The sequence below is a fragment of the Cupriavidus sp. GW822-FHT06G04 genome (genome assembly GCF_058799075.1).
In genome coordinates, this window is the sequence record NZ_JBXALD010000001.1 from 716,909 (window position 1) to 740,066 (window position 23,158).

Here is a 23,158-nt window from a genome sequence, read left to right on the forward strand (position 1 = left end):
TCTTGTTGGCAGACATGTAGGAACAGTATTTCACGCGAGGTCGATAGGTAAAACCCTGAATGCGGAATTCGTGCGAAAGCGCCCCATATCCTCACAAAACTGTTGCCCTTAACGGACGCTTTGTGTGGAAACGCGACGCTTTGTATGACGATGTTTCAGTGGGGAACCCTCACGCGTGCACCACTCGGCCACGTTTGCACATCGTGCAACGCGCGTGATGCGCGGGCGCGCCGCATTGACGCGTGGCCCACGCTCGCAACCGGAACGCTTCAGCGCTCGCCGTATGCCACGACGGTCTGGCTCTGCTCGCCCAGCCCCTCGATGCCCAGCCGCATCACATCGCCCGCCTTGAGGTAGCGCGGCGGCTTGAATCCCATGCCCACGCCCGGCGGCGTGCCGGTCGCGATCAGGTCGCCAGGTTCCAGCGTCATGAAGCGGCTGACGTAGCTGACCACAGTGGCCACATCGAAAACCATGGTGGCGGTGCTGCCTTTCTGCATGCGTTCGCCATTGACGTCGAGCCACATGCCCAATTTCTGGGCATCGGGCACTTCGTCGCGCGTGACCAGCCATGGGCCGACCGGGCAGAACGTATCGCAGCCCTTGCCCTTGTCCCACGTGCCGCCGCGCTCGAGCTGGAATTCGCGCTCGGAGACGTCGTTGACCACGCAGTATCCGGCCACGTGTTCCAGCGCCTGCGCCTTGGACACGTTGCGCGCGGTGGTGCCGATGACCACGCCGAGTTCCACTTCCCAGTCGGACTTGTTCGATTCGAACGGCAACATCACCGCATCGTTCGGGCCATTCAGCGACGTATTGGCCTTCAGGAATACGATCGGTTCGGCAGGCAGCGGCATGCCGGCTTCGGCGGCGTGGTCGGCGTAGTTCAGGCCGATGGCGATGATCTTGCCGATGCCGGTCCAGGGCACGCCATGGCGCTGACCTTCCACCACCGGCAGCGAGGCCGGATCGATCGTCGCCAGCCGGGCCAGCTCGGCCGGGGCCAGTTGCGCGGGGCCGATATTGCCGATCACGCCGGACAGGTCGCGCACGCGGCCATCGCCATCTACCAGACCCGGACGCTCGGCGCCGGGCATTCCTACGCGGACTAATTTCATCGCTTTTATCTCCTCGGGGGTGGGCGCGGCCACGCGAGCGTATCGCCAGCGCGCGGCGGCGCAGGACTTCCATGACGCAGGGACAGCCGCCCGACAGCCAATCGGCGGATCTGCTGTCGGCTGTCGGCTGTCGGCTGTCGGCTGTCGGCTGTCGGCTGTCGGCTGTCGGCTGTCGGCGGTTAGCGGGGCGGCGGATCAGCGAGCGCCCAGCAGTTCCTCGATCCTGGCGACCAGTTGCTTGTCGTCCGGTTTGACCATGCTGTTGTAGCTGCCCACCACCTGGCCCTTACGGTCGATCAGGTACTTGTAGAAATTCCACTTCGGCGTGGTGCCGGTTTCCTTGGAAAGCAGCACGTACATCGGATTGGCTTCGCCGCCGCGCACGTGGGATTTGCCGAGCATCGGAAACTTGACGCCGTAGGTGTTGTAGCAGAAATCGGAAATTTCCTTCGACGATCCCGGTTCCTGCGAGAAGTCGTTCGACGGGAAGCCCAGCACCACGAGTCCGCGATCGCGATATTTGGCGTAAAGCGCTTCCAGCCCTTCGTATTGGGGCGTGAATCCGCAATAGCTGGCGGTATTGACCACCAGCACCACCTTGCCGGCGTACTGGCAAAGGTTTTGCGGCGATTCGTCCTGCAGACGCGGAAAGCGGAAATTCAGCGCCGCCGGACAATTGCCTGCCGGTTGGGTCGCCGGTTGGATCGCCACGCCGGCGGGCTTGTCGGCGGCGCGCGCCGGGTGCGGCAGCAACGCCGCCGTGGCCGCGAGACTCAGCGCGCCGGCCAGTGCCAGGCGTTGCAGCGGTTTCACAATCGGTGCGGCGGTCGTGGTGCTTCGGCTAGACATGAGATCGGGCTCCGGTGTCTGGAAATGCAGGCAAGTCTACGCTTTCGGATGCATCGCGTCATGACGCGCGGCCGCAGTCATTCCATGTGGATCTTGGCCGCGTGCTCGGTCACGCTGCTGCGCAATTCCAGGTCCGGCATGCGGCGGACGATCACCAGCGCGACGATCGCGGCAAGCGCGCCGGCGGCAAAGATCAGATGGAAACCGGATGCGACGCCGCCGGCCAGCATCTGGCGCACGGCGGGCGACAACTGCGCCATCGCCTCGCTGCCATGACGCAGCGACCCCAGATCGAGCGGCTGCGTCACGCCCGAGCGCGCCAGCGCATCGCGGAACTCCATCGCCAGCAACGTTCCGGCCAGCGCACCGCCCAGCGCGCTGCCCAGCGAGCGCAGCACCAGCAGCGCGCCCGTGCCGGCGCCCATATCGCGCCGCTCCAGCGCGTTCTGTACCGAAATCAGCGTCCCGACCATCGACATGCCCAGGCCGACGCCGGCAATCGTCATCGCCAGCAGCACCAGCGCGGTCGGCGTCGTGGCACTCACTGCCGCCAGCGCGATCAAGCCCACGGCGGCGGCCGCGTAGCCGCCGGTCAGGATCTCGCGCATGCGGCCCAGACGCGGTGCCAGCCACGCCACCACGAAGTTGCCGGCAACGGTCGACAGCAGGAACGGCACCACCAGCAGACCGGACATCGAGGCATCGGCGTCACGCACCAGCTGGAAAAGCAACGGCAGCGCGAAGATGCACAGGAAGATGTTGAGCGCGGCCAGCGCGGACGCGCCCACACCCATCACATACGCGCGGTTGCGGAACAACCGCGGCGGCAGCATCGGGTCCGACGCGCGCCGTTCCTGCCACGTCAGCGCCGCGACGGCCAGCAGCGTGAGTAACAGCAGCCCCGCCATTTCCAGCGAGATCCAGTCGAAGGCGTCGCCGGCCCAGCTCATCGCTAGCAGAAATGCGACGATGGCCACCGCCAGCAGGATCGCGCCGAGCCAGTCCACCCGTGGCGTGCCGCCGCGCGGGCGCAGGTTCGCCAGGCCGCGGTAGCACATGGCCATCGCCAGCAGGCCCAGCGGCACGTTGATCCAGAATAGCCAGCGCCACGACATGTGATCCGACACCCAGCCGCCCACCAGGGGCCCGGCGATCGACGAAACCGCCCAGACCGTTGCCAGATACCCTTGATAGCGGCCGCGCTGGCGCGGCGCCACCACGTCGGCAATCGCAGCCTGTGCCAGCGACATCAACCCGCCGCCGCCCACGCCCTGCAAGGCGCGGAACAGGATCAACTGCGTCAGCGACTGCGCCATCGCGCAAGCCACGGACGCGCCGATAAACAGCGAAATCGCCAGCATCAGCAGGCGTCGACGCCCAAAACTGTCCGACAGCTTGCCGTACAGCGGCGTGGTCACTGTCGACACGATCAGGTACGCGGTGACGATCCACGAGAGGTGGCCAAACCCGTTGAGATCGTTGGCGATGGCCGGAACGGCCGGAATCACGACAGTCTGGTCCAGCGCCGCCAGCAGGATGCACAGCACGATCCCGCCGATAACGCGCATGATCGCGGCGTGATCGTGGATGAGAGGCGCGGACGAATCGACAGCGGGGGAATCGGTGGAGGCAGGCGGCGACATGCGTGAAGAAGGCGGGCGGAGGAGCGAGGGCGCGCGGCGCGGGACGCCGCAAAGGCAGGCCGCGCATCACATCGTCGCGACCTAATTCAATAACCGCATAATTATATGCATGCTTAGCATTTGGCGCAGCGTATCGAGGTCCGTCTATCGGCACGCGGACGAGTGAAGGCAGCGGTGCGCGACGGCAGTCGGCACACCGCTCATGCGGGCATCCGAAGGAAGGTTCGGCCGATCAGCGCGGATCAGCGACGATCATGGCCAATCAGGGCCGACGCTGACCGGCGAGCGGTCGATCAGCGCGCCGGGCCCGTTAGCGGGGTCCACCCGTGATGTAGTGTTCCAGTTGCTCGATTGTGAAGCGCTGTTCACTGATGATGTCGTTCACAAGGTCGCCGATCGACAACATGCCGATCAACTCGTCGCCTTGCATGACCGGCAAGTGACGCAAGCGATGCCGCGTCATCATCACCATGCATTCGTCAGTGCTCTGATCGGCACGGACGTAGATCACCGCAGTGGTCATGATCTCCCGCACCAGCGTCTCGCGCGAGGTGCGCTGCATCAGGATCACCTTGCGCGCGTAATCCCGTTCACTGAGGATGCCGACGATCTTGCCGTGCTCCATCACAAGCAGCGCGCCAATCCGCTTGTCGGCCATCAGCTGCAGCGCAGCATAGACCGTCGCGGTTGGCGAAATGCTGTGGATGGCCTGACTCGCCTTGTTTTCCAGAACCTGCCGTGCGGTTTTCATGTCACCGACTCCTTGTTGCCGTCTTGGAAACAGTTGTGGTTCTTCGCGGGAAAACGTGCGGCGCCGCGCAATAGCGCTGCACCCTGGCTGGACCACGTCTCTTCAGATTAGCAAAGGATGGGCGCCGCACACAGGGTGACTTTCACGAATCTTTGCAAGAAATGTTGGGACGGCCGCGCAGTGCGTGCCGCATTACATCGCTGGCGGGATCAATGCCAGCATGCGCGGCCGGCGCATCCAGCGCCGCCCCAGCCGCACCACATCGGGCGCCGGCTCCGGATCGGCCGATCCATGCAGCAGCAATGTCTGACGCGCTTTGGGGCATCGACTGGCCACGAATGCGAGATCGTCGACAAAACCCATGTCAAGCATCAGGTCCGCTTCGTCGAAAACCAGCGTGTTCACCGCACGCAGATCGAGACTGGCGGCGTCGACATGATCGAGCAATCGGCCCGGCGTACCCACAGCGATATGCGCGCCATGAATCAGCCTGTCGATTTGTTGCCGCATCGACGCACCATTACACAGCGTCGCCACCTTGATATAGCCCGCACATCGCGCGATACGTTGCGCACATTGCGCTACACGCTCCGCTCGGTCGCGCGTCGGGCAGAAGACCAACGCCTGTACGTCGAAGCGGCGCGGATCGAGACGATGCAGCACTGCGACGGCCAGGGCCACAATGCTGTCGTCTTCCGACGGCATCGGCAGGATCAGGTCATGCCCGGCCAGCACCAGCGGCAGCACCGCCGCCTGCACTGGCGTCATCGCGTCATATCCGGACTGGGCCAGCGCGTCGAGCCAGGTCTGCGCCAGCGGCAGCGCGGAGAACGCGCGCTCGGCTGATTGTCGTGGCGGTGCGGGCGTCTGACTGATACGCATGCGGGCCTCGCGCGGCTAACTGTCAGGCTGCCTGGCGTGCGGCCTTTTTCGCCGCCGTCGAGGTGGTGGACGCTTTCTTTGCGGCGGTTTTCTTTGCGGCGGTTTTCTTTGTGGCGGACTTTTTTGCCGGTGACTTTTTTGCTGGTGTCTTTGCTGGGGCGGATGTCTTCCCCGCGGTTTTCTTCGCAGCGGTTTTCTTTACGGCGGTTTTCTTTACGGCGGTTTTCTCGACCGTGGCGCCTGTCGCGGCCGTTTTCGCGGCCGGTTTTGTCGTCGCAACCTTTACGGGCATGGATTCCGACGGCGTCCAGCCCAATCGCGCCAAAAGCGCCTGAGCGGCTGCGGGCGCGCGCTCTTTTGCGCCGTTGATAAAGAAGAGAAAGACCTCGTGGGGTTTTGGCGCCGCGCCGGATTTTTCGCCGACATTCGGCAGATCGGCAGGCGCCTTGCCGGCAGCCCAGGCGCTGGCACGCAACGCCCACTGATCGAGATCCTTGGCATCGTAGCCAGTCGCCACATTTTCCTGCGCATTCATCAGCCGCGCGTAAATGAAATCGGCTGTCGGATCGGCGAACGATGGAAACTTTGGGGAATCGGTAAATACCGTAGCCGCCTTGAATTTGCGCGCGAGTTCCAGATACGCCTCGCACATGAAACTCTCGTGACGCACCTCGAGTACGTGACGCAGCTTGACGCCTTCGACCGAGTCCGGCAGCAGATCCAGAAACGCCTCGAAATCGTCCGGCACAAACTGCTTGGTGGGCGCGAATTGCCAGACCACCGGACCCAGCTTTTCGCGCAACTCGGCGATGCCACTGTCGATAAAGCGATGGATGGAATCGGCGCCCTCGGCCAGAATGCGTCGATTGGTGGCAAAGCGCGACGCCTTCACGGAAAACACAAAGCCGTCCGGCGTGGCATCGCGCCAATTGGCAAACGACGTGCGCTTCTGCGTGCCGTGATACGTGCTGTTGATTTCTATCGCGGTGAGATGCCGACTGGCATATTCCAGCTCGCGCGTGTGCGCCAGACCTGCGGGATAGAAGTTGTCACGCCACGGCGCAAAATTCCAGCCGCCGATGCCGATATGGATATTGCTCGCCGCCTCACCGTGCTTGCGCCCCGCCATGACTCGATCTCCGCAATTCGCAATGAAGCAAGTCTAGCCGGATTTGACGCACGTGACTGTCCACATTCGGACGCGTGAATAGCGCGTGGCACGGCGCATCAATCACCCGCGCCAGGCGCCGGATACTTGCGCGCGTTCATCTCCATTTTCTTGCGCACGGCAGCATCGAGATCGACACCAAGCGCCGTCACCATCTGCGTCAGATAAATCGTGATATCGGCCAGCTCCTGCTCGACGTGATCGCGCTCCGCGGTCTGCATAATCCGCCGCGATTCATCCTCGGTCTGCCACTGAAAGATCTCGACCAGTTCGGCCACTTCCACACTGAGCGCCATCGCCAGGTTCTTGGGGCTGTGATATTTGCCCCAACCCCGCACTTCACCAAAATCGGCGGCGGCTTGCTGAAGATTTTTGAGATCGATAAGCGGCATGGCAGACATCGTAATGGGGCTTGGACTATTGTCCCATCGAATCGCGGAGCCGCAGCGGGCGTTATCGATACTGGTACGCATGTGACGTTCGGCGCGCGGTGGACGTTTGGGCGTGGACGCGCCTAACCTACACAGCAATCCGAGCGACAACGGAGGCCCTATGCAACCCAAACCCGGGCTGGTGTTCCTCACTATCGCGGCATCACTGGCCTACCTGGCGTTGCCGATTCTCGGCTGGGGCGGAATCGCACCCTACTTTGCCGACGCCGCACGCTCAGCAACCGCTGCAGCCACGATGGTCATGGCGATTATCGCGGTATTTTCCGGCGGCAATATCAGCCCCGGCGAACGCGAGGATCGCGGCAACCGATGGGTACTCTGGGCATTCGGCGTACTAGGACTGCTGGCAGGATATTTGCCCGCCTATTGCGACCGCATGTCGTTCTGGGTCATCGACGGCCAAACGGTCCGCTGGTCCGGCTTCGCCCTATTCGTCATCGGCGGCGCCCTGCGACTCTGGCCCGTATTCATACTCGGCCAACGCTTCAGCGGCCTCGTCGCGATCCAGCCCAGCCACACGCTTGTGACAACCGGCATCTACCGCACGATTCGCCATCCCAGCTATCTCGGCTTCATCATCGGCTCGCTTGGCTGGGCGCTGGTATTCCGGTCGGTTTTGGGCGTGTTATTGGCGCTACTTCTTCTGCCCCCACTGATCGCCCGAATCCGCGCAGAAGAAGCACTGCTGCGTGACCAGTTTGGCGAGGAATATGAACGCTATTGCGCGCGCACGTGGAGATTGGTGCCGGGGGTGTATTGAATTTTGGGGTGAAGGCTGGCGGGTGAAAAAAATCCCGGCATTGCCGGGATTTTTTGTGGGCGAGGGATTGGGTGTTGTGACACCCAAATTAATTACCTCCTCCCTCTGTCGTATGCCAAGGAAAGCGAAAAGTATGTGCGGGAGCGCAAACGAATTTTCCAAGTTTGGCGACACGAGTGTCCGCTGGTTGTGACACGAAAAGTGGCAATGAGCATGATCGTTGCCACACAAAGTGAAAAATTCCGCAGAACACAATAAGCGGCTTGAGCGCGCCAGCGCTGCGCTGACAATTCCTGCCGTGTGCAGTTGCATAGGCAGCGGCGATTTCGTTCGGGGGCCAGGGTTCGCCGCACGGGCGACACGCTATGATGCGGCGTCGTCTCCCGCGATCTCCCGCGATTTGATCTTGTATTGAAGGTCAAGAAATAGCTTCTCGTACCGCCGTGCTTCGCGCATGTTCTTCGCGACGAAGCTGTCGTTTGGATCCATCGACTTGATCGCCTGACCAACAAAGAACATGCCTTCCTTCAGCCACTCCGGCGCCTCCTTGCCGAAGGGCGACTTCCTCACGGCATGATACCTGGCAATGGCCATGCGCAGCACACACAGCGACAGTGGCTTACCCTTCGCACGTGCTGCCTCGATCCCATGGTCACCCTTTGTTAGCTCGCCAAGCCGGTACCAGCAGAGCCCCAGTGTCAGTGACGCATCGGCATTGTGCGGATCAAGCTTAACAGCCTTCTCCGCATACTCTATGGCATTGTCCGGTCTCTGGCACCGGTTCAACAGGAACCAAGCGAACCGATCGTGAAGCGCCGCGTTCATCGGCTCTTCCTCGAGCGCCAACTTAAAGTTGTCTTCAGCAGCCCTCAGGTCGCCTTGTGCGGTCGCAATCTTCGCTGCCTTCGCAAATTGGCTGCGGAACGCTTCGGCGACTCGGTCTTGTCGGTAGGTCTGATCAACGCGGTGGCGTCGCGAAGCCTGCGCATCAACCTTGAGTGCGAAGTCCTTGATCCGACGGCGATCGGCATCGCCTCGCTTTTGAAGTTGCTTCTGAAAAAAGCGGCGCGCAAGCTCAACAATTTGTAGGTCGTAGCGATCCCCGTAGTCCGTGACCGTTGCGAAGTAGGTCTCATCAAGCCCCTTCTGGAATTCGACGTGCTGAATACCCACCAGCGCGCAGGCATCGGCGACACAAAGGCTGTCGAGGGGGACCGCCGCGGAAACCAGGACCAGAAAGCCGTCCTGCTGGAGTTCGTTGATGCGCAGCCAAGCGTCGTCATACAGAAATTCCAACAACTGATCGTTAGTTTTCCTGAATACCTGCTCAATCGCCTGGGTGATGCCGATCGGCGATCTGGCCAGATACTTCACCAGCGTGTCGACGAGCAAAGGCTTGTTAGCTAGTTGGTTTGCCGCGCGACGCAGAGTAGCCTCGCCGGCTTGTTTGATTGCCGTGGCATTATATTCGTCCGCTAGTCGTCGCATGAGCGACGTGCATTCCTCATCCGACAGGGAGCTGATCTGAAGCGGCTCAAAGGCGACGAATTCCCTTCGTCTTGACGTAATGAGGACGCGACCAAGGCGCTTGCCAATCTGTTTCAGAAAGGCACTGAAGTCGTTTACCTCGGCCTGTGAGGTTGCCAGTGTTTCCGTGTTGTCCAGCACTAGGAGAATGTCATCCCGCTTGAAGCCCTGCTGCACGAACTCGGCCGCAACTCGGTCAACCAGCGCTACACCAGTAAGCTTGTAGTAGTCCTTGCCCAGCTCTGGGTAAAGGCAGAACAGCAGTTCCCGAACGCAGTCTTCCATCGCGTCGGAGATACCGCGCAAGTGAATCACGCCCTGATCGGTCCAACGCGTCATCTTAGCCGAGTAGTAGCTAATAACACTGGGTGGCCTTGCCGTCAGGATTTCGTCGCCGTCGAGGATGCGATTCAGAAACTCGAGCGCCAGTGTCGTTTTTCCGATGCCCCCGTCGCCAAAGATGAGGCAGAACTTAGACTCCTCCGGCTCATTGATCCACTCTGTCAACGTGCTCAGCTCTTTTGACCGTCCCTCGAAAATGCTTGTCTGCCGCACTGGAACGTTGCTGAATACCGAGTGCCTATTGCCTCCAAATTCCAGTTCGATGACGTTGAACTTGCTTGGAAAGTTGGACTCTAGTTCCTCGAAGACGGAGCCTTCTGGCAAGTCGATTGTGAACGAGTTCGACGTCTCCCAAGCGAGCGTCTGGCCTTCGAGCTTCCAGATGCCTTTGCGCGTTTCGACGCCGGAAATCACCACGGGCGATCCCGCGCGAAGGAGGGGCGTCTTCACTGTCAGCTCCGACGAACCGATAGCGACCTTGAGGGCGTTACCGTCGATGACGTGCGGCAGCGTTTCGCCGAAGCATCCCAGGCTGCGGCGAACCAGCTCCGAGAGCTTCGGTACCCACTCATCGATGTCTGCCTTGCTCAGCACGCCATGGGCCGGCTTCTTGTTGCGGAAGGTCACCCATGCCAACGCCTGGGCTGCGAGAGTATTGCCATAGGTCGGGTCACGTTCAAACCACCTCGAGTGGTACGTCCGGGCGACATAGCTCCTGATCACCGGCGTCGCGACATCGAGGATTTCGACGGGCAGACCGTCTGTGGGCTGATTGAAACGCTTGGCAAAAGCGCCCAGCGCGGCGTTATCCAACGAGTCCGGCGTCAGTTCTCGGATGACCTCCAGCGCCGTCACCGCCGCCACCTGAAATAGCGAGCGAACGATCGAGCAGAGATGTGTGAATTTCTCCGAATTGGACGTCAGTTCATCTGCGACCGCGAGCTGTGATTCGAATAGTTTGCGCATTATTCTTGGATGAGATTCGCTCGAGTAGGGTCGGCATAGCCAACCCTGGAGTTACCTATTTGATGACTTCATCGCAGCCCCAGACACGTTGCTATGCCGGGGCGGAACCTCGAATTGTGAAAGAGACGCATCATCTTCCGACCTTTACACCAAGGCAGTCCCTTCCGTCTCGTTGTGCCTTTCTTGGGACAGTCCATCGTTGTACCAGATAACAAAAAGTCGGTCGACTCTGGTGACACCATGTTCATAGGCATAGAACTTTGCATCGACTTGACGCGGTCGCTCCAAGACGCCGGCAGTATCTCGCCATCTTCCCGATCTGACGGCTCTGTTTATGAAGCGCTCCTTGATATCGTCTTCAATGTCCTTGTGATTTGACATGAGATGCATACCAGCAGGATCTGGAAATGCGACGGCCGCAAATCCGTTTGCGCGAGCAATCTTCTGCGCGACATCGAAGTAGCCGTCAACGATGGAAGCTGAACTGTGTCTTGCGAGAACGTCTGCCATTGGATTTATCGCGCGTACGACAAGTGTCAACTTGCTCGGATGGATTGAAGGGATGCTTTCGAAGTAGAGCAACGCCATTCCAGCGATGCGCTTATCGCCAGAAGAAAAGACTATCAAGTGTGAGTTTCGATGCTCGCACCACATGGCTGTATTCGCACGTGTGCAAATTCTTGCCGCTTCTTTGGCAAAGAATGATGCGGGTGACTTGGAAATGATCGCTTTCAGTTGAGTGCGTCCTCCGCCAGCATCATCAGCGACGAACTTACCCCTCTGAAGCTCCGCCCACTTTCCATATATGTTCAACACTGTCGTTCTGGCAAGCGCCAGCGCGTGCTTGAGGTCGTCCTTAGCTGTGAGCGAATCCCGCCGGTAACGGCTATCAAGTTTCGAGGCCAAAAGCGACGCATCTCGATCGGTAACGCCCGCAATAAAATCATTCTCACGTTCGTCAAGCGCGTCGCCGAGATTTACGTGGAAGAAGGCACTTAAGGCCTCCATATGCTGGTACGCTTCAGGTCCTTCTTCAAGAAGCTTTCCAAGATCTTCGAAGTGCCAATCAATGCAGTCTCGAACTACTGAATTGCCTCCTGCAACGGCCATCAGTACGCCTAGATGTCTCGAAAGAGACCAAACGTCGGCAGCACGATCCGTCAATCGCTTCGGACTCAGATGACTGCATGCTCTGTGCATATCTACTCTGTAATGCTTCCCGAATTGCCGCGCGAATGTCGAAGCCTCTGACAGAGAGAGAAGTCCTCGACGATCAAGTGGAAACCTCAATCGCTGACAGATCTGTGCCCAGCTCATGGGATAGTTGTCAGTCGATACCAAATGTGCCAGGTCATCGCCTCTACCAATCACCTTTTGCCACGCCGACATAACAGTGTGCGGCGTTGTGCGAAATACCAGCGCGATCGCCTCGGCCTGCAGCTTAGTCAAGGACGCCCCCTCAGGGCCTTTACCGCTTATAAGATCTGCCAGAACTGCGGCCAGATCCGTAACACTACGCCTGAACTGGCCCGGATGCGCGTCAAGGCTGGCCAGAAGACTCTCCAGAATCACTCCCTCTGTGTCTTTTAGTATGCTCTTTAACTTGGGAGCGAGATCGCTGCGAATCTGTAGACGTAATCGCTCCCAATCAGCGTTGTAGGCAGCTCTCGCAGATTCGTCCGCCTCATACAGACGCCCCAAGACATCGTCCAAGTGCTCATGAACGTACGACCTGACGCATGCACGGTTGCCTTCCAGCAAGGTAAAGTCTTTGCGTCTAAACGCGTCCTCGAGCAGGACTTGGTCCACTTCGTCCAGAACACCCCAAAGCCTTACCTCCTTGATGCCGGTGGCTTCCTCGAAGTACCACTTCCGAATCGCTGCGAGCGTCCGCAACCCCTGCACTTCCACCACGTAACGCAACAAAGCAGAGCCAAGCGGAGCAATCTTCAGGGCTTGCTGCAAGGCATGAATTGAGGGTACTTGTCCCACTTGCGCCAGGTACTCGAATGATTCGATGTGTCCCGTCGCGCCGGCTTGCCGCACCCATTCTGCGATGATTTCTGGAGGTTGGTTATCACGATGCTGGTCCACGATATCAAGCCAGCGGTCAAGGATGTCAGCGCTAAGTGATTTGTAGCAATGCTGGAATGCAATAATCGAGACCGCCTCACCATATCCATGTTTCGCCAAAACGGCTAGGTATGCAGCGAGGTCCCGCTGTGCCAGAAGATAGATTTCAGCACGAATCGCTTGACTCACACTTAACGAGTAAGGCGACGAAGTCAGGATCTTTAGCTCTTGCAAAGGAGGAGCTGCCCCCTCTCTGTCACCGACAGACAAAAGCAGTGGCTGGCACGACTCTAACATTCGGCTATCGGCACCCAACTCACGGAGTGCCAGCACGAAGTCTTCGTTCAGCGGTCGATGGGACACCAGCAGGGTCTTGAAGGCGCCGAACTCCCCTCCGGATCGAATGTTCAACGTCTCACGGAGAAGCGCCCATCGCGAAGTGTCGACGAGCAAGAGCTCCTCACCCGCGGAATCAAACAACTCTGATAACTCGTCACCAGAAAGATTGAGAGTCGCAAGAGTCTTCTTCAGTCTCTCCGGATCAAATCGATCAATATGGTAGTGAACAATCCGCGTGATTTTGTCAGGCGCCACTTCCGCATCTAGCAGAATCTTAGCGATTTTCCGAAACGAACTAACGTCAATTGACGAAGGCTCCGGCTCCGAGTACCACCTGCGACGCTCCGGAAGCTTTGCCATGGCCTCGACGGAATTGATCACGTGCATATCCACCAATGCAAGCGCAAGCGAGCCGCTGATCCGGCCATGACTACCTTGCACAATCTTTCCTACCTCGCCCATGTGCCTCACTCCAAGGCGATAGCAGGCAACTACCCAACCAATATCTACATGTGGAAAGTCTCTGAGCTCTTCGTATGAGCGAGGCGGATGGAAATGCCGAAGTGCGAAATCGAACGCCGGGCTAAAGTAGTTGTGACCAGGTAGCGTCCGCCTGACCTGATGCTCAAAAACGAACTCCCGGCCTTCACGAGTTCGTACCTGCCGAAGAAGTGCGCTGGCCCGCCTCACAGACAGATTGACCGGCAACATACTAATGGCGTGCTGAACAAACGCGGCTCGCCGCGAAGGCACTAATGAGATCCCGTCGGGGATCCGCAGCGCCATTCGAAAAACTGGCTCCGTACCTGGCTCTTTCTCGAGCATTCTCGATCCGTAATACACGAGATGGGCACGGAAGTCTTCGATTTTTTTACGAAGTTTCTGCAGTACGTGAGTTTCCTCATATCCGTAGCTTGCTCGCTCTGCTGCCTCCTGTCCTGTCTCTTCGATCCATCTTGCACGAAAGGCACGATAAGTGTTCCTCAGAGACATGTCGGGACGTTCCAATGCGATTCTCCTACTCTATCCTTGGTGGACGTCATTGAGGAAGCACCTGGCGACAATGCCGCTCCGCATGACCTTCGTCCGCATCACCTCATATCGACGTTACAGAGTAAATTCTTAAATGCTCAAAATTGCGGCTGTTCGACACCATTTGCGAACCCCTTCAGGGTGGTCGCTCACTGGCCGAAAATTGGCGACGGTCAGGTCAGCAGCCTTATAACTGTCTCTCGCAATTCCGGCTCACCGGGCGCGCATAGTCTTATGAGTGGTATATCAAGCTGGCTGCAAACAAACTCTGCGTGCTCCGATTCCAACTGGGCGAAAACCTTGATCTCCGCTTGGTCCCAAGTATCGTCGCCGCGACGTAGGAGTCGCTCAGCAATGGTTGTTGTCGCCTCTTCAAGGAGAATCACTCCTCGAATCATTAGCTGGGAAAACGTCTCGACCCCAATTTTCTCGTGGACACCCACGGCCCGCCGCAGCACGAAATGACCATCCAGGACAGCTGTCTGCCCGTCTTGCTGAAGTCGCTGCACTGAAGCGATCAGCGCACGTTGGTTGGCATCGATGGCGCCAACCTCTCGTGACATCGTCCAATTCTCTACGCCCTGTTGTTCCTTGATGAGTTGGCTTGCTGTTGCATGGCGCAAGCCAAGGCTCTCACACACAGGTTTAAGACCAAAGGTCTTTCCGACTGCATGAATTCCCGCCACGAACAACGTCATGCTCTACCCCTTCTGTCCAGTAACCTTATTCTCCAACTTCATGAACTCCTTCGCATTCAGGTATCTGAAGGATTGGGGAGGCACAAAATTGCTGATCACGTCAGTGGGGTTTAGGTGCTTTACTGCGCTAACAACTCGTCCTAGCAAGACCGCGACGCCTTGGGACTTTCCGTCAAAGTACGCTCGAAGCTCCTGCCGCGTCAGCCCTCCGCCCATTTCGGCGCACGTCTTCCAGAGCCTCGAAGGAGGAGCAATGACGACATCTTCCACCTCAACAAATCCGACGATCTTCTGGACCGGTGCACTCGCATAGAGGACGATCATGCTCACATCCTCCACAGCCCAAGAACGGCGAAACTCAACGCGCTTGGTCCCGGAAAGTATGAGGTCCGCATACTTCGGCTTGATAGAAAGCAAGACAGCTCTACCGCCCGGACGCGGAGAGGACTCTTGAAAAAGCGACATCGGAAACCTTACGAATAGATTGAATGGGTCCCGTCACGACCCCATCCAGCAGGAGCCGGCCATACGGAACTATCGCTGGCAAGTGACCAACTAGTCGAAAGAGGATCACCTTGGTTGGCTTCTGGGCCAAATCGTCAATCTCGCCAATGCTATAAACAGTACGGCGACTGACCAGGCTGGCGATCTGCGCACCATCGCTGGATACCTCAAATTGCTCGACCACACCCAGAGACGTTACTGCCTTCTCGTCATCCGTTCGATAGAAGAGCAGTACATCCCCGGGGACGATCGAATTTGTCTGGGCGTGACATAGGTATGCGAGCTTGATGGCATTACCAATGTTACCTGTTGGCACAAACAACCTGGGTTGAAGTGGTAAGTAGTCGGGGAACAGAACCTCATGAAAGTGCGGTTGAATCGGCACTAGGAATTTCTGCACTGCCGCATCGGTTCGATAATGCGGAAAATATCGACGGATGTACTCGGCCGCTGGCACGTCATCCACCGGCGGCCGTTCCACCGGGTGCGACTTGACCAGTACCATATCTCCACGATAGACACCCCGCCCCTCGAATCCGAAGTCCATCAGGACGCGAATGAGGTAGTCTTGGCTCTCAGGCCTTGCGGTGATAAAGATATGTTCGCACGCGTTTTCCGTTGCGTACCGGAAGGCAGCTTTTAGGAACAGCTCGCCGATCTTTCGCCCTCGCACTGACTCGCCAACCTTGAAGGTGCAGAGCTTTAGCGCAGGGCCATTCAAGATATCGCCGGCATCGTTCAAGACTTCGTCAGTTTGAACCTGGTAGATGCATATTGCAGCTAACGTACCGGTGTCGTCTCGGTAGACCCACGCTCGTCGGTCTTCTCGCGCTTTGCGGCGAAACCATTCGTCAAAGCCCGCGTGTCCTTGGGTTGCTGGATATCCGTTACGAAGACTTTCAAAGAACGACGTTGAAAGTTCCGGAGTGAGACTGTGAAGTGGGGCATCCTGAATGTTGGGCAGAAGAATCTGCCGAGTCTCGTGAAGACGCTTTAGCCAGTCTTCCGCAGTCTGAATTGTGTAAACACGATTTGCGAGGCCGCGAGCACGAGCCTTCGTGTGGATGCCCCGATCCTCAGTAATTAGGGCGTGGACAGCGTCACAATGCAGCGCGTATAGAAGCTCATTGTCACAGGCATCGTTTGGGGTAGTTTCGAGCGTGTTCCACACACATGATGCAGGCTCCCGCAGCGCAGGGTATTGTCGAATTCGCTGTAGGTTCCGCTGTCGCCGTTCTTCATTGGGATCTCGCTCGAAGTCGGCGACATTCGCAGGGTGGTACATCAACTGATGGCCACCAATGCTGGCCAGACGGACGAAGTTCGCCAAGTTGCCTTCAAGCACTTGGTAAGAGTCCTGAAGGGGTATCAGGACATTCGTGTCCAGCAAGAACCGTAGGCGCTGCGGCACGATGGTTATCCCCCTCCGCTTCTGCTCACCCTGGAATCGGCCCAATGGCCCCCCTTTCTCTGATAGGTTGCCCCGGAGGCGGAACAAATCCTCGCGATTGAAAGCCGAGCACGCTCCCCCGGACGGCAAACCAGTCCGACATGAGCCCTACGGATGCAAGCGGGTGCCGCGTCTTCAATTGAAAAGGCCTATCAATGGGCGTTGTGTCGCCCATCTTAGCAAAATAACCAGCCAATTACCCTTCCCAAAAAAGGGGGGTGGCGGTAAGAATGACAAGGCAAATAAGCGCGACGACTACCCAGCAGAAGCCATACTGCGACCCGGCATCGATTGGCGCCTGAGTTGGGGCGCGACCGAATAAAATCCGGTGAGGGTCGGATGGGCTGCTTCGTTCGTCAAAGCACGCTGGGAGTGGTCGACAATCTGGTTCTTTCTCTTGGTATGGATAGTGGTCGCGGCCGCTTGTGCGTACTCCCTTTAGATACCAAAGACGTAGAGTCACACGGCGAGCACACTTTCCACCGCCTTTGCTGGTGACGGCCCTTGATCGGAAACGGCTTTCAGTTGAGAGAAATCAGAGGCCGGTCGCATTGGACGAGGGTTCCATCTTGTTCCCAGACCTTGTCTCTCGTACCTCGACCGTTTATTGACCGATCTACAATTGACGGACGACTTTCATCCCCTCAGCAACGCTTACGGTAATCAACTCCCGGCGTCCGTCCGGCCATTCGCGCACCACATAGCCCTGAAATTTCTCGTCACTATAGTAAATGGGATTACCAGCCCTAAGATGCGCCCTGGCCACCTCTCCGTCATCCCGACGGAGGCAGGCCTCGAAGCGTCGCCAGAACTGCCGCTCCTCTTCAGGAGACATTTTTTCCAGCTGAGTGCCGTTCCAGTCGAACATTGCTGCCTGCCTCCAGGTTTGGTTCACGCGTGAATGATAGCTGCTTTAGTGAGAGGCTATCGCCCTACCTTGCGATGGCTTTCAACCAGGTTTTTTGCGACCTCGTCTCGCCGATAGAAATACTGTCGGGTGCCGTCAACCGTAGGTCCACATACAGGCCGAGCCGACAGGATAGCAAGTAGTTTGCGGGGTGCCATCCCCTGAGCAGTAGCAAGCTCTGATAGAGATATGTATCGCTGACCAAATGCCTTTAAAGCATCACCGCTTACGCGCCGGATTCCATTATCCTCCTCTGCAAGTAGTAGCCCGCGGTAGACCAGTTGATACGCAACCTGCTGCTTGACCCCCAAACACTTCGCTGCCGTGTCCACGGACATCCAAGAGCTGGTCTGAGCTCGATGCGCATCTAACCAAGAGCGAAGGGATTCCGTTGATATGCCCGCCCGCCCCATCCCCCGGCCAACGGTTGTGGTGCTGGCAATCGTCACGTCGCCCACAAGAAGCGCACGTACCAGCGCTGGGAACTCTCCGCTACGCAAGCGCCATGTTTGGAGTATGGTCGCCAAAGCCATATTCGCCCTGGACACGCCGTTGACCATCGTCAACCCTGTGATGGACAACAACTTGTATGCGTCTTGCTTGGACAACCACCATACCGATGCGCTTGTTCGGCGCGGATCTATCCACGCGCGCAGTAGTCCTGCGTCGATAAGCTCGCGCACCCTCTCTCGCCTTAGCCCCAGCAAGTGGGCAGTCTCGCGTAAAGAGAGGCTATCGGCTTTGAAAGCACTCACGCCCTTCGCATCGTCGCGATGCACAGCAATTGTCGTTCGTCCGGAGGCATGCGCTACCGCATGTCCGCGAATCAAGCCCAGAGTCGCCAAACGGCGCACGGCCGCCTTGCTCGCACACGCAGCCTTTGCGATCTCCTCCGGTGGTCTATTCGGATGCACTGCAATCGTCTTTGGTTGAAGTCTGCGATTGCGGCGTCCCAGGAGTCCAAACCAGTTTTCCTGTAAGTATGTCTCGAACTCTTGCCGCAGGAAGTCAAGCGAGCCGTCATTCAGATCTCGATATAGGACGCGATAGAACGGTCCAAACGCATCCCCTATGTGGGTTGCAAGAGGTCGCGCAGCTCTAATGCGGGCCAGCAAATGCTTAAAGTTTGTCGGCCATTTCTCGAGGATGCTGGATGTTCCCTTGGCAAGCTCAACGGAAACACGCAGTTCGTGTAGACGCTTCTGCTGACCGGGGCGAGTAGCGAACGGGTCAGCGTCGAATGATCCCAAGTATTTGACCATCCGCACCCAATTTGTCGGCGTGATGCCGCCGGGCTCACCACTTCCACACCACAGGGCTTGCGTCAGAATTTGGTGCAAATCTACTATGGCCCCGTCTGCTGGCTCAGGTGAAGCGCGCTCTAGCCTGTATCCGCAGCTGCATGTCGATATTGAGCATCGCTCCAATGGTTGACTCGAGGCACATTGAGGGCAGCGATCCATCAAATTGACCCCGTGTGGGACACATACACAACAGAGCTTTATTCCCCATTCACCTCGCAAGTAATCTCCCTCCGACAAGCACTTCGGGCACCAGCGCATGAAGTAGTGGTTGAAGTCATCACGGCGCAACCCGTAAGAGGTGCCTGATACCGCGTCGCAGTAACGAGGAAGTGGTCCTCGAAGACAAGCAAGCTCCGACGATTGCATGCTGAGAGAAGCGCGGAAGGAGACTCTATTTGCTCGAATCACTCGGCAAAGCTCCCGCGGATTCTCGTATCCGTTGGCCGATGCGGCTCTTACGAGGTAGCCGAAGGCAAGCTCACCGGCATATGGCCGCGGCCGAACCAGGAAGCGCCCTGTTGATGTCCTCACAGTCAGTCACCATGTATCTGAGTTGCCGCAGCGATCATGCGGTCCAGCACAGTGCTTGGTGTCTTCACGAGCGTGGACCAAAGCTGACGCAGGAACGCATCCGGATCGGTGTGTTCAAACTCGGGACATGATGCAATCCATGCGTGAAAAATTGAATGACATCTTTGAGGTTCAATGCCTTCAGCGGCAATCCTGAAAAGCTCATTCAACAGATCAATTGCCCTTGCTTCTCGACCATCCGGGTAGGCGGTTACGTACCCCGTCATTTCGGAAACAGCAGCGGGATCGCTAGCGACATACCCTCGGCTGAGGGCCTGCCACCATAAGAGCAAAGCTTTGATTTTTCCCGTCTTCTGGGCATCGCCCAACTTGGGATTGAAAATTACAAGAGTATGCGCTGGAAATGGCACCCTTGCCGAGTCAATCAAGCGGAGGACGACTTGCTCTATCGTGCTGTCAGCAAGCGATGTAGAGGCCGCGGCTCGCGCATGTTGGATTCCGTGCCAAATTGCGGAATTATCCTCTATGAGGATTAGGGTACGGCCATCGTTCCTGCAAGCCCAGCGGACGAGACGAATGAGGCCATCTTCAAGATTTCGTGGCCACTTGCTCAAGAGATCGTATTCCCACCGATGCGGTTCAGGGCGAGCCTTGGATGTCCGCCTGTCGCTGTGGGAAAGTGACGGTGGCATATTTCGCATAAGTGAATCGACAATCAAGCGCCGAAGCTCGTGCAATACATATAGCGACTCTATTACGGTCGCATAGGGAAGCGATGGCCAGCCGTCCGGTTGCTTAACGCTTTCGTCGCGAGATTGCGGTAAGGGCAGGTCCGATGCAAGGTAAATCGTGGAAGCTTGTTTATATTCCATGACTCCCGCAGGCTCAAGCGGGCCGTCGGTGACTACCGCTCCGCAGTGACAATGCCAATCGGGGTGCAAATAGGGCCATTCATATTTGCTACCGCACCGGCGACAACTATTGACCAGCCTACAACGGTGGAAGGGGCATGCTCTTATCAGAGGCATTTCCCACAGGGCGAAGTGAATCCCTTTCTCCGCGACACACTTTGGACAAAGGACAAGCTGCGGCCATCTCAAGCGCGTCACACGAATGCTGGAAATGTGTGTTCGCCACAGTCCTCTCCACGCTGCTGACCAATCGCACGCGCTGACGCGGGCACGACGACCAAGCAAAGCCTCGATCTTCTCCCATGTGCATGGGTCAAGTGCCGCGATCCCTTGGCCGTATATATTGCCAATCAGTGTGGATGTATCTGCGGGGATCGCATGTCCATTGAGCGAATGGGCTCGATAGACGTAGCCAGCAAGACTTTCCCCATACTGATGAGACGGTCGGATCGGAAAGCTATCAAGGAGTATCACTTTCGTACTCGAACTCGGTCTCGGTACGGCACAGTCAGGACTTGCTCAAATGGCTCGTTTGCCCGATTCAGTCGTCGGAACTGAAACCGCTCGTTGAATGGATTGAGCTGATCCACACCTTCCCACCAAACGTCCTGCGTGAAGGCTATCTCCAGAGTTTCAGGCCCGACATTTGGTAGCTCTTGCTCAAGGGCTAAGCGAATGCCGCCAGCGAGCAGCTTCTTGATGTAGGCAACCCGCCCGTCGCACGCGAAATATATGCGTTGCGCCATCTCACTCCACCCCATCGATCCACATGACACCGGAATCGGAAAATTGTCACCAAGTGATAGAAAGAGTTGCAGACACTCAGCTTCGACACTTGTTTCACCCTGTTGCCCCATCTGTAGATACCTGCGCCGGGAGAATCGCCGTCGCACTTGCTCGTTTACTTGGAGCAAGCTCGCTACCCGCGGAAGGCCGAGTAATACGGTCGGAACGCCGACTTCGTCCATGACAGTCTTCAGCCAGTCTCCGACGAGGTACTGAGTTGGCATCTGGCCACGGTCCCGAATATGTTGTGCCTCATCGATCAGGAGGAGTTCCACCGATACAGCACGTGCCAGCTTGACCGCGCGAGCTGTCTTCGCCGAGACGGTTCCTCTAGTGGGTGATGGGTCTCCGAGGCGCGCTAGCATCGCTTCGGTGACTGCTGCAATGGTGGCCACGGGAGGGATCGAGACATGCAGCACGGGAACCACGTCTCTTTCGGCCACGGCGACGCGAGGATAGCGAGTCGCGAAGTCTTGGCACAGCGTAGTTTTCCCAGTGCCACTCTCGCCCAGTACGAGGAGATGTTGGGCGATGCCGGCTTCCCGATACAGACGCAGAAGACTCTCTATGTCGTTGAACGCCGCCACATAAGCAGGGAACTGGAGAAGGTCGTCGTTGAAGCGTTCGAGGACCGAGTGTATTGATTGCATCGCCGTACCTCACCGCTTCACGCTAAACGAAGCATAGCGCGCTGTAGGTAGATCATCGTCGGATGCTGTAACGCTTGACCTCGCTGGAGCCACCGGCCTTGCCGGAACTAGCTGGAGGTCAGATTGCGGATTCGAGCTGCTGATTCCTCGAATCGCTGCAGCCTTTCTTCGATGCCCTTGCTTCCGACTCTGCATTAGTTTCTGGACTGCTGCGACCAACTCATATTTGGCCCGCTCCAGCGCGCCTTTGTTTTCGGTTGCCTCACCTTGTTCGCGCAATTGCGCCCTAATTAGATCATTCTGACGTGAGGTCAAGTTTCTCGCGTAGTTCTGATCTGCGGCAAGCACTGATATCGGCGACTCCTGGTGTGGGCCCCAGACTTGAATGACGCCGAGGTCTTCAGGGTCGAAGAGAACCCGGACGCGGACGCCCTCTCCGTATCGGGTCAGTATGGTCTGTAGCTCATCGTCGCAGTAGCGGATGCCGTGGAGCCATATCCCGTCACGGCGTAGTGACCGCTCCTCGGTCAAACCTATGCGTCGCTGAAGATCCTGGAAGTCGGCAGGCAGACCCGGCGTCCGGTGTCGCAATCCTTCTTCCCATTTATGCCACGGCGTAACACCAAGCGCTCGATGCCTTTGCTGCGCGTAAATGTCGATCACCCACTTCTCGAAGATGTGCTTGAATTCGGCCACCGTCAAAACTGCATGCTTCAGCGGATCGTAGTCGCCGCGATGATGCATGCGTGCGAAGCTCGTACCGGGGAGCTGATGAGCAAGGAAATAGTTGATCGTCTTAAGATACCGCTCGACTACCCCCTTAAATCGCGGCTGATGTTTGGGGCAGTACTGAATGCGGATGTCGAGATCAAAGCAAACGCTCTCCAGATCACGCCCATGGAACTCGAGCCCGTTGTCGACCACCAAGACGTCGGGGCGCCCGTAGCATGGCCATTCTTTTGTAATTGTGATATTCGCTAGTGCAGGTACAGCAGCGGTCTTTGGGAGGATCGCATGGCGAAGTGCAGCCATCACTGCGGCGGCGGATGGGCTATCAAAGCTCACGTGGTAGCCGAGTAGCATGCGACTGAAATGATCGACAACGACGGTAAGGGTTGGACGGCCCAGTGGTAGCCACGTCCTTTCATCAATGAGGAACAGGTCGAGAGGCGTGTGGTCGATCTCCACTCTCTCCAGGATGCGATTGCATTGCACTCCGGCCTTGTTTAGGCGCAGCTTTCGATCCGCCACGTTCTTGCCTTCTCGCAATGCGACGTGGTCGTACACGTCGGCACGCGCCAGCATTCGATACACGGTACGCAGCACCGGGCGTTTGAGCTGTTCTGCAGGAAGCCTCGTGCGATTCTCCTGCTCGATCTTCTTGATAAGATAGGCATAGATTGTCGGGACCGTCGCTCGAGGCGATGCGTTGATTGCTTCCTGCATCGCTTCGGCAGCAAGCTTGAGGATTTCTGAATCTTGCCGAAGGTTACGGCTACCGCGACGATCGGACCG

Annotated in this window: 17 protein-coding genes and 2 pseudogenes; 1 reads left to right on the top strand and 18 read right to left on the bottom strand. The window is 57.9% G+C overall.

Annotated features, from left to right (window positions below; genetic code table 11):
- Positions 1-269 precede the first annotated feature (269 nt).
- The 7 genes and pseudogenes from AC1RKI_RS03340 to AC1RKI_RS03370 all read right to left on the bottom strand — a co-directional run bounded on the left by AC1RKI_RS03340 (position 270) and on the right by AC1RKI_RS03370 (position 6,803).
- Positions 270-1,118, bottom strand: coding sequence for a fumarylacetoacetate hydrolase family protein (locus AC1RKI_RS03340; RefSeq protein WP_150981752.1), 849 nt, complete (start codon positions 1,116-1,118; stop codon positions 270-272).
- A 195-nt stretch (positions 1,119-1,313) separates the two neighbouring features.
- Positions 1,314-1,967: a glutathione peroxidase gene (locus AC1RKI_RS03345; RefSeq protein ID WP_492793867.1), complete on the bottom strand. Its 654-nt coding sequence runs from the start codon at positions 1,965-1,967 to the stop codon at positions 1,314-1,316.
- A gap of 77 nt (positions 1,968-2,044) precedes the next feature.
- On the bottom strand, positions 2,045-3,535 hold the full coding sequence (locus tag AC1RKI_RS03350; RefSeq protein WP_061959736.1) for an MDR family MFS transporter: 1,491 nt from the start codon (positions 3,533-3,535) through the stop codon (positions 2,045-2,047).
- A 385-nt stretch (positions 3,536-3,920) separates the two neighbouring features.
- Positions 3,921-4,361 (bottom strand): CBS domain-containing protein, encoded by a 441-nt coding sequence (locus tag AC1RKI_RS03355; protein ID WP_492793865.1) that lies wholly within the window; start codon positions 4,359-4,361, stop codon positions 3,921-3,923.
- 192 nt (positions 4,362-4,553) lie between these two features.
- The gene (locus AC1RKI_RS03360; RefSeq protein ID WP_492793863.1) at positions 4,554-5,243 is read right to left on the bottom strand and encodes a DEAD/DEAH box helicase; all 690 of its coding nucleotides are present in this window, start codon (positions 5,241-5,243) and stop codon (positions 4,554-4,556) included.
- Positions 5,244-5,544: 301 nt separating this feature from the next.
- Positions 5,545-6,372 (bottom strand): annotated as a pseudogene (locus tag AC1RKI_RS03365) (DUF72 domain-containing protein); the annotation flags it as partial.
- 98 nt (positions 6,373-6,470) lie between these two features.
- A complete protein-coding gene (locus AC1RKI_RS03370; protein ID WP_492793861.1) occupies positions 6,471-6,803 on the bottom strand; it encodes a nucleotide pyrophosphohydrolase in 333 nt (110 codons plus the stop codon).
- 160 nt (positions 6,804-6,963) lie between these two features.
- Here AC1RKI_RS03370 and AC1RKI_RS03375 point away from each other — a divergent pair, with 160 nt between their 5' ends.
- Positions 6,964-7,623, top strand: coding sequence for a methyltransferase family protein (locus AC1RKI_RS03375; protein WP_492793859.1), 660 nt, complete (start codon positions 6,964-6,966; stop codon positions 7,621-7,623).
- 363 nt (positions 7,624-7,986) lie between these two features.
- Here AC1RKI_RS03375 and AC1RKI_RS03380 read toward each other — a convergent pair whose 3' ends face one another.
- The 11 genes and pseudogenes from AC1RKI_RS03380 to AC1RKI_RS03430 all read right to left on the bottom strand — a co-directional run bounded on the left by AC1RKI_RS03380 (position 7,987) and on the right by AC1RKI_RS03430 (position 23,089).
- Positions 7,987-10,458, bottom strand: a complete 2,472-nt coding sequence (locus AC1RKI_RS03380; RefSeq protein ID WP_492793857.1) for a hypothetical protein — start codon at positions 10,456-10,458, stop codon at positions 7,987-7,989.
- A gap of 144 nt (positions 10,459-10,602) precedes the next feature.
- Positions 10,603-13,878 (bottom strand): hypothetical protein, encoded by a 3,276-nt coding sequence (locus AC1RKI_RS03385; RefSeq protein ID WP_492793855.1) that lies wholly within the window; start codon positions 13,876-13,878, stop codon positions 10,603-10,605.
- Between the two features lie 197 nt (positions 13,879-14,075).
- Positions 14,076-14,600, bottom strand: a complete 525-nt coding sequence (locus tag AC1RKI_RS03390) for an AAA family ATPase (RefSeq protein WP_492793853.1) — start codon at positions 14,598-14,600, stop codon at positions 14,076-14,078.
- Positions 14,601-14,603: 3 nt separating this feature from the next.
- Positions 14,604-15,065, bottom strand: a complete 462-nt coding sequence (locus AC1RKI_RS03395) for an ASCH domain-containing protein (protein ID WP_492793851.1) — start codon at positions 15,063-15,065, stop codon at positions 14,604-14,606.
- On the bottom strand, positions 15,025-16,449 hold the full coding sequence (locus tag AC1RKI_RS03400; protein ID WP_492793849.1) for a GNAT family N-acetyltransferase: 1,425 nt from the start codon (positions 16,447-16,449) through the stop codon (positions 15,025-15,027). Before AC1RKI_RS03400 ends, AC1RKI_RS03395 begins: the two co-directional genes overlap by 41 nt.
- A 721-nt stretch (positions 16,450-17,170) precedes the next feature.
- Positions 17,171-17,422, bottom strand: coding sequence for a hypothetical protein (locus tag AC1RKI_RS03405; RefSeq protein WP_492793847.1), 252 nt, complete (start codon positions 17,420-17,422; stop codon positions 17,171-17,173).
- 56 nt (positions 17,423-17,478) lie between these two features.
- Entirely contained in the window at positions 17,479-19,296 is a 1,818-nt protein-coding gene (locus tag AC1RKI_RS03410; protein WP_492793845.1) for a TniQ family protein, read from the bottom strand.
- Positions 19,297-19,298: 2 nt separating this feature from the next.
- Positions 19,299-20,168: a hypothetical protein gene (locus tag AC1RKI_RS03415; protein ID WP_492794339.1), complete on the bottom strand. Its 870-nt coding sequence runs from the start codon at positions 20,166-20,168 to the stop codon at positions 19,299-19,301.
- A gap of 126 nt (positions 20,169-20,294) precedes the next feature.
- Positions 20,295-20,681: pseudogene (locus tag AC1RKI_RS03420) on the bottom strand (TniQ family protein); the annotation flags it as partial.
- Complete coding sequence (locus AC1RKI_RS03425; RefSeq protein ID WP_492793843.1) at positions 20,678-21,643, bottom strand: TniB family NTP-binding protein; 966 nt, start codon at positions 21,641-21,643, stop codon at positions 20,678-20,680. The gene AC1RKI_RS03425 and the pseudogene AC1RKI_RS03420, both read right to left, overlap by 4 nt.
- Positions 21,644-21,652: 9 nt before the next feature.
- The gene (locus AC1RKI_RS03430; protein ID WP_492793841.1) at positions 21,653-23,089 is read right to left on the bottom strand and encodes a transposase; all 1,437 of its coding nucleotides are present in this window, start codon (positions 23,087-23,089) and stop codon (positions 21,653-21,655) included.
- Positions 23,090-23,158: the final 69 nt, after the last annotated feature.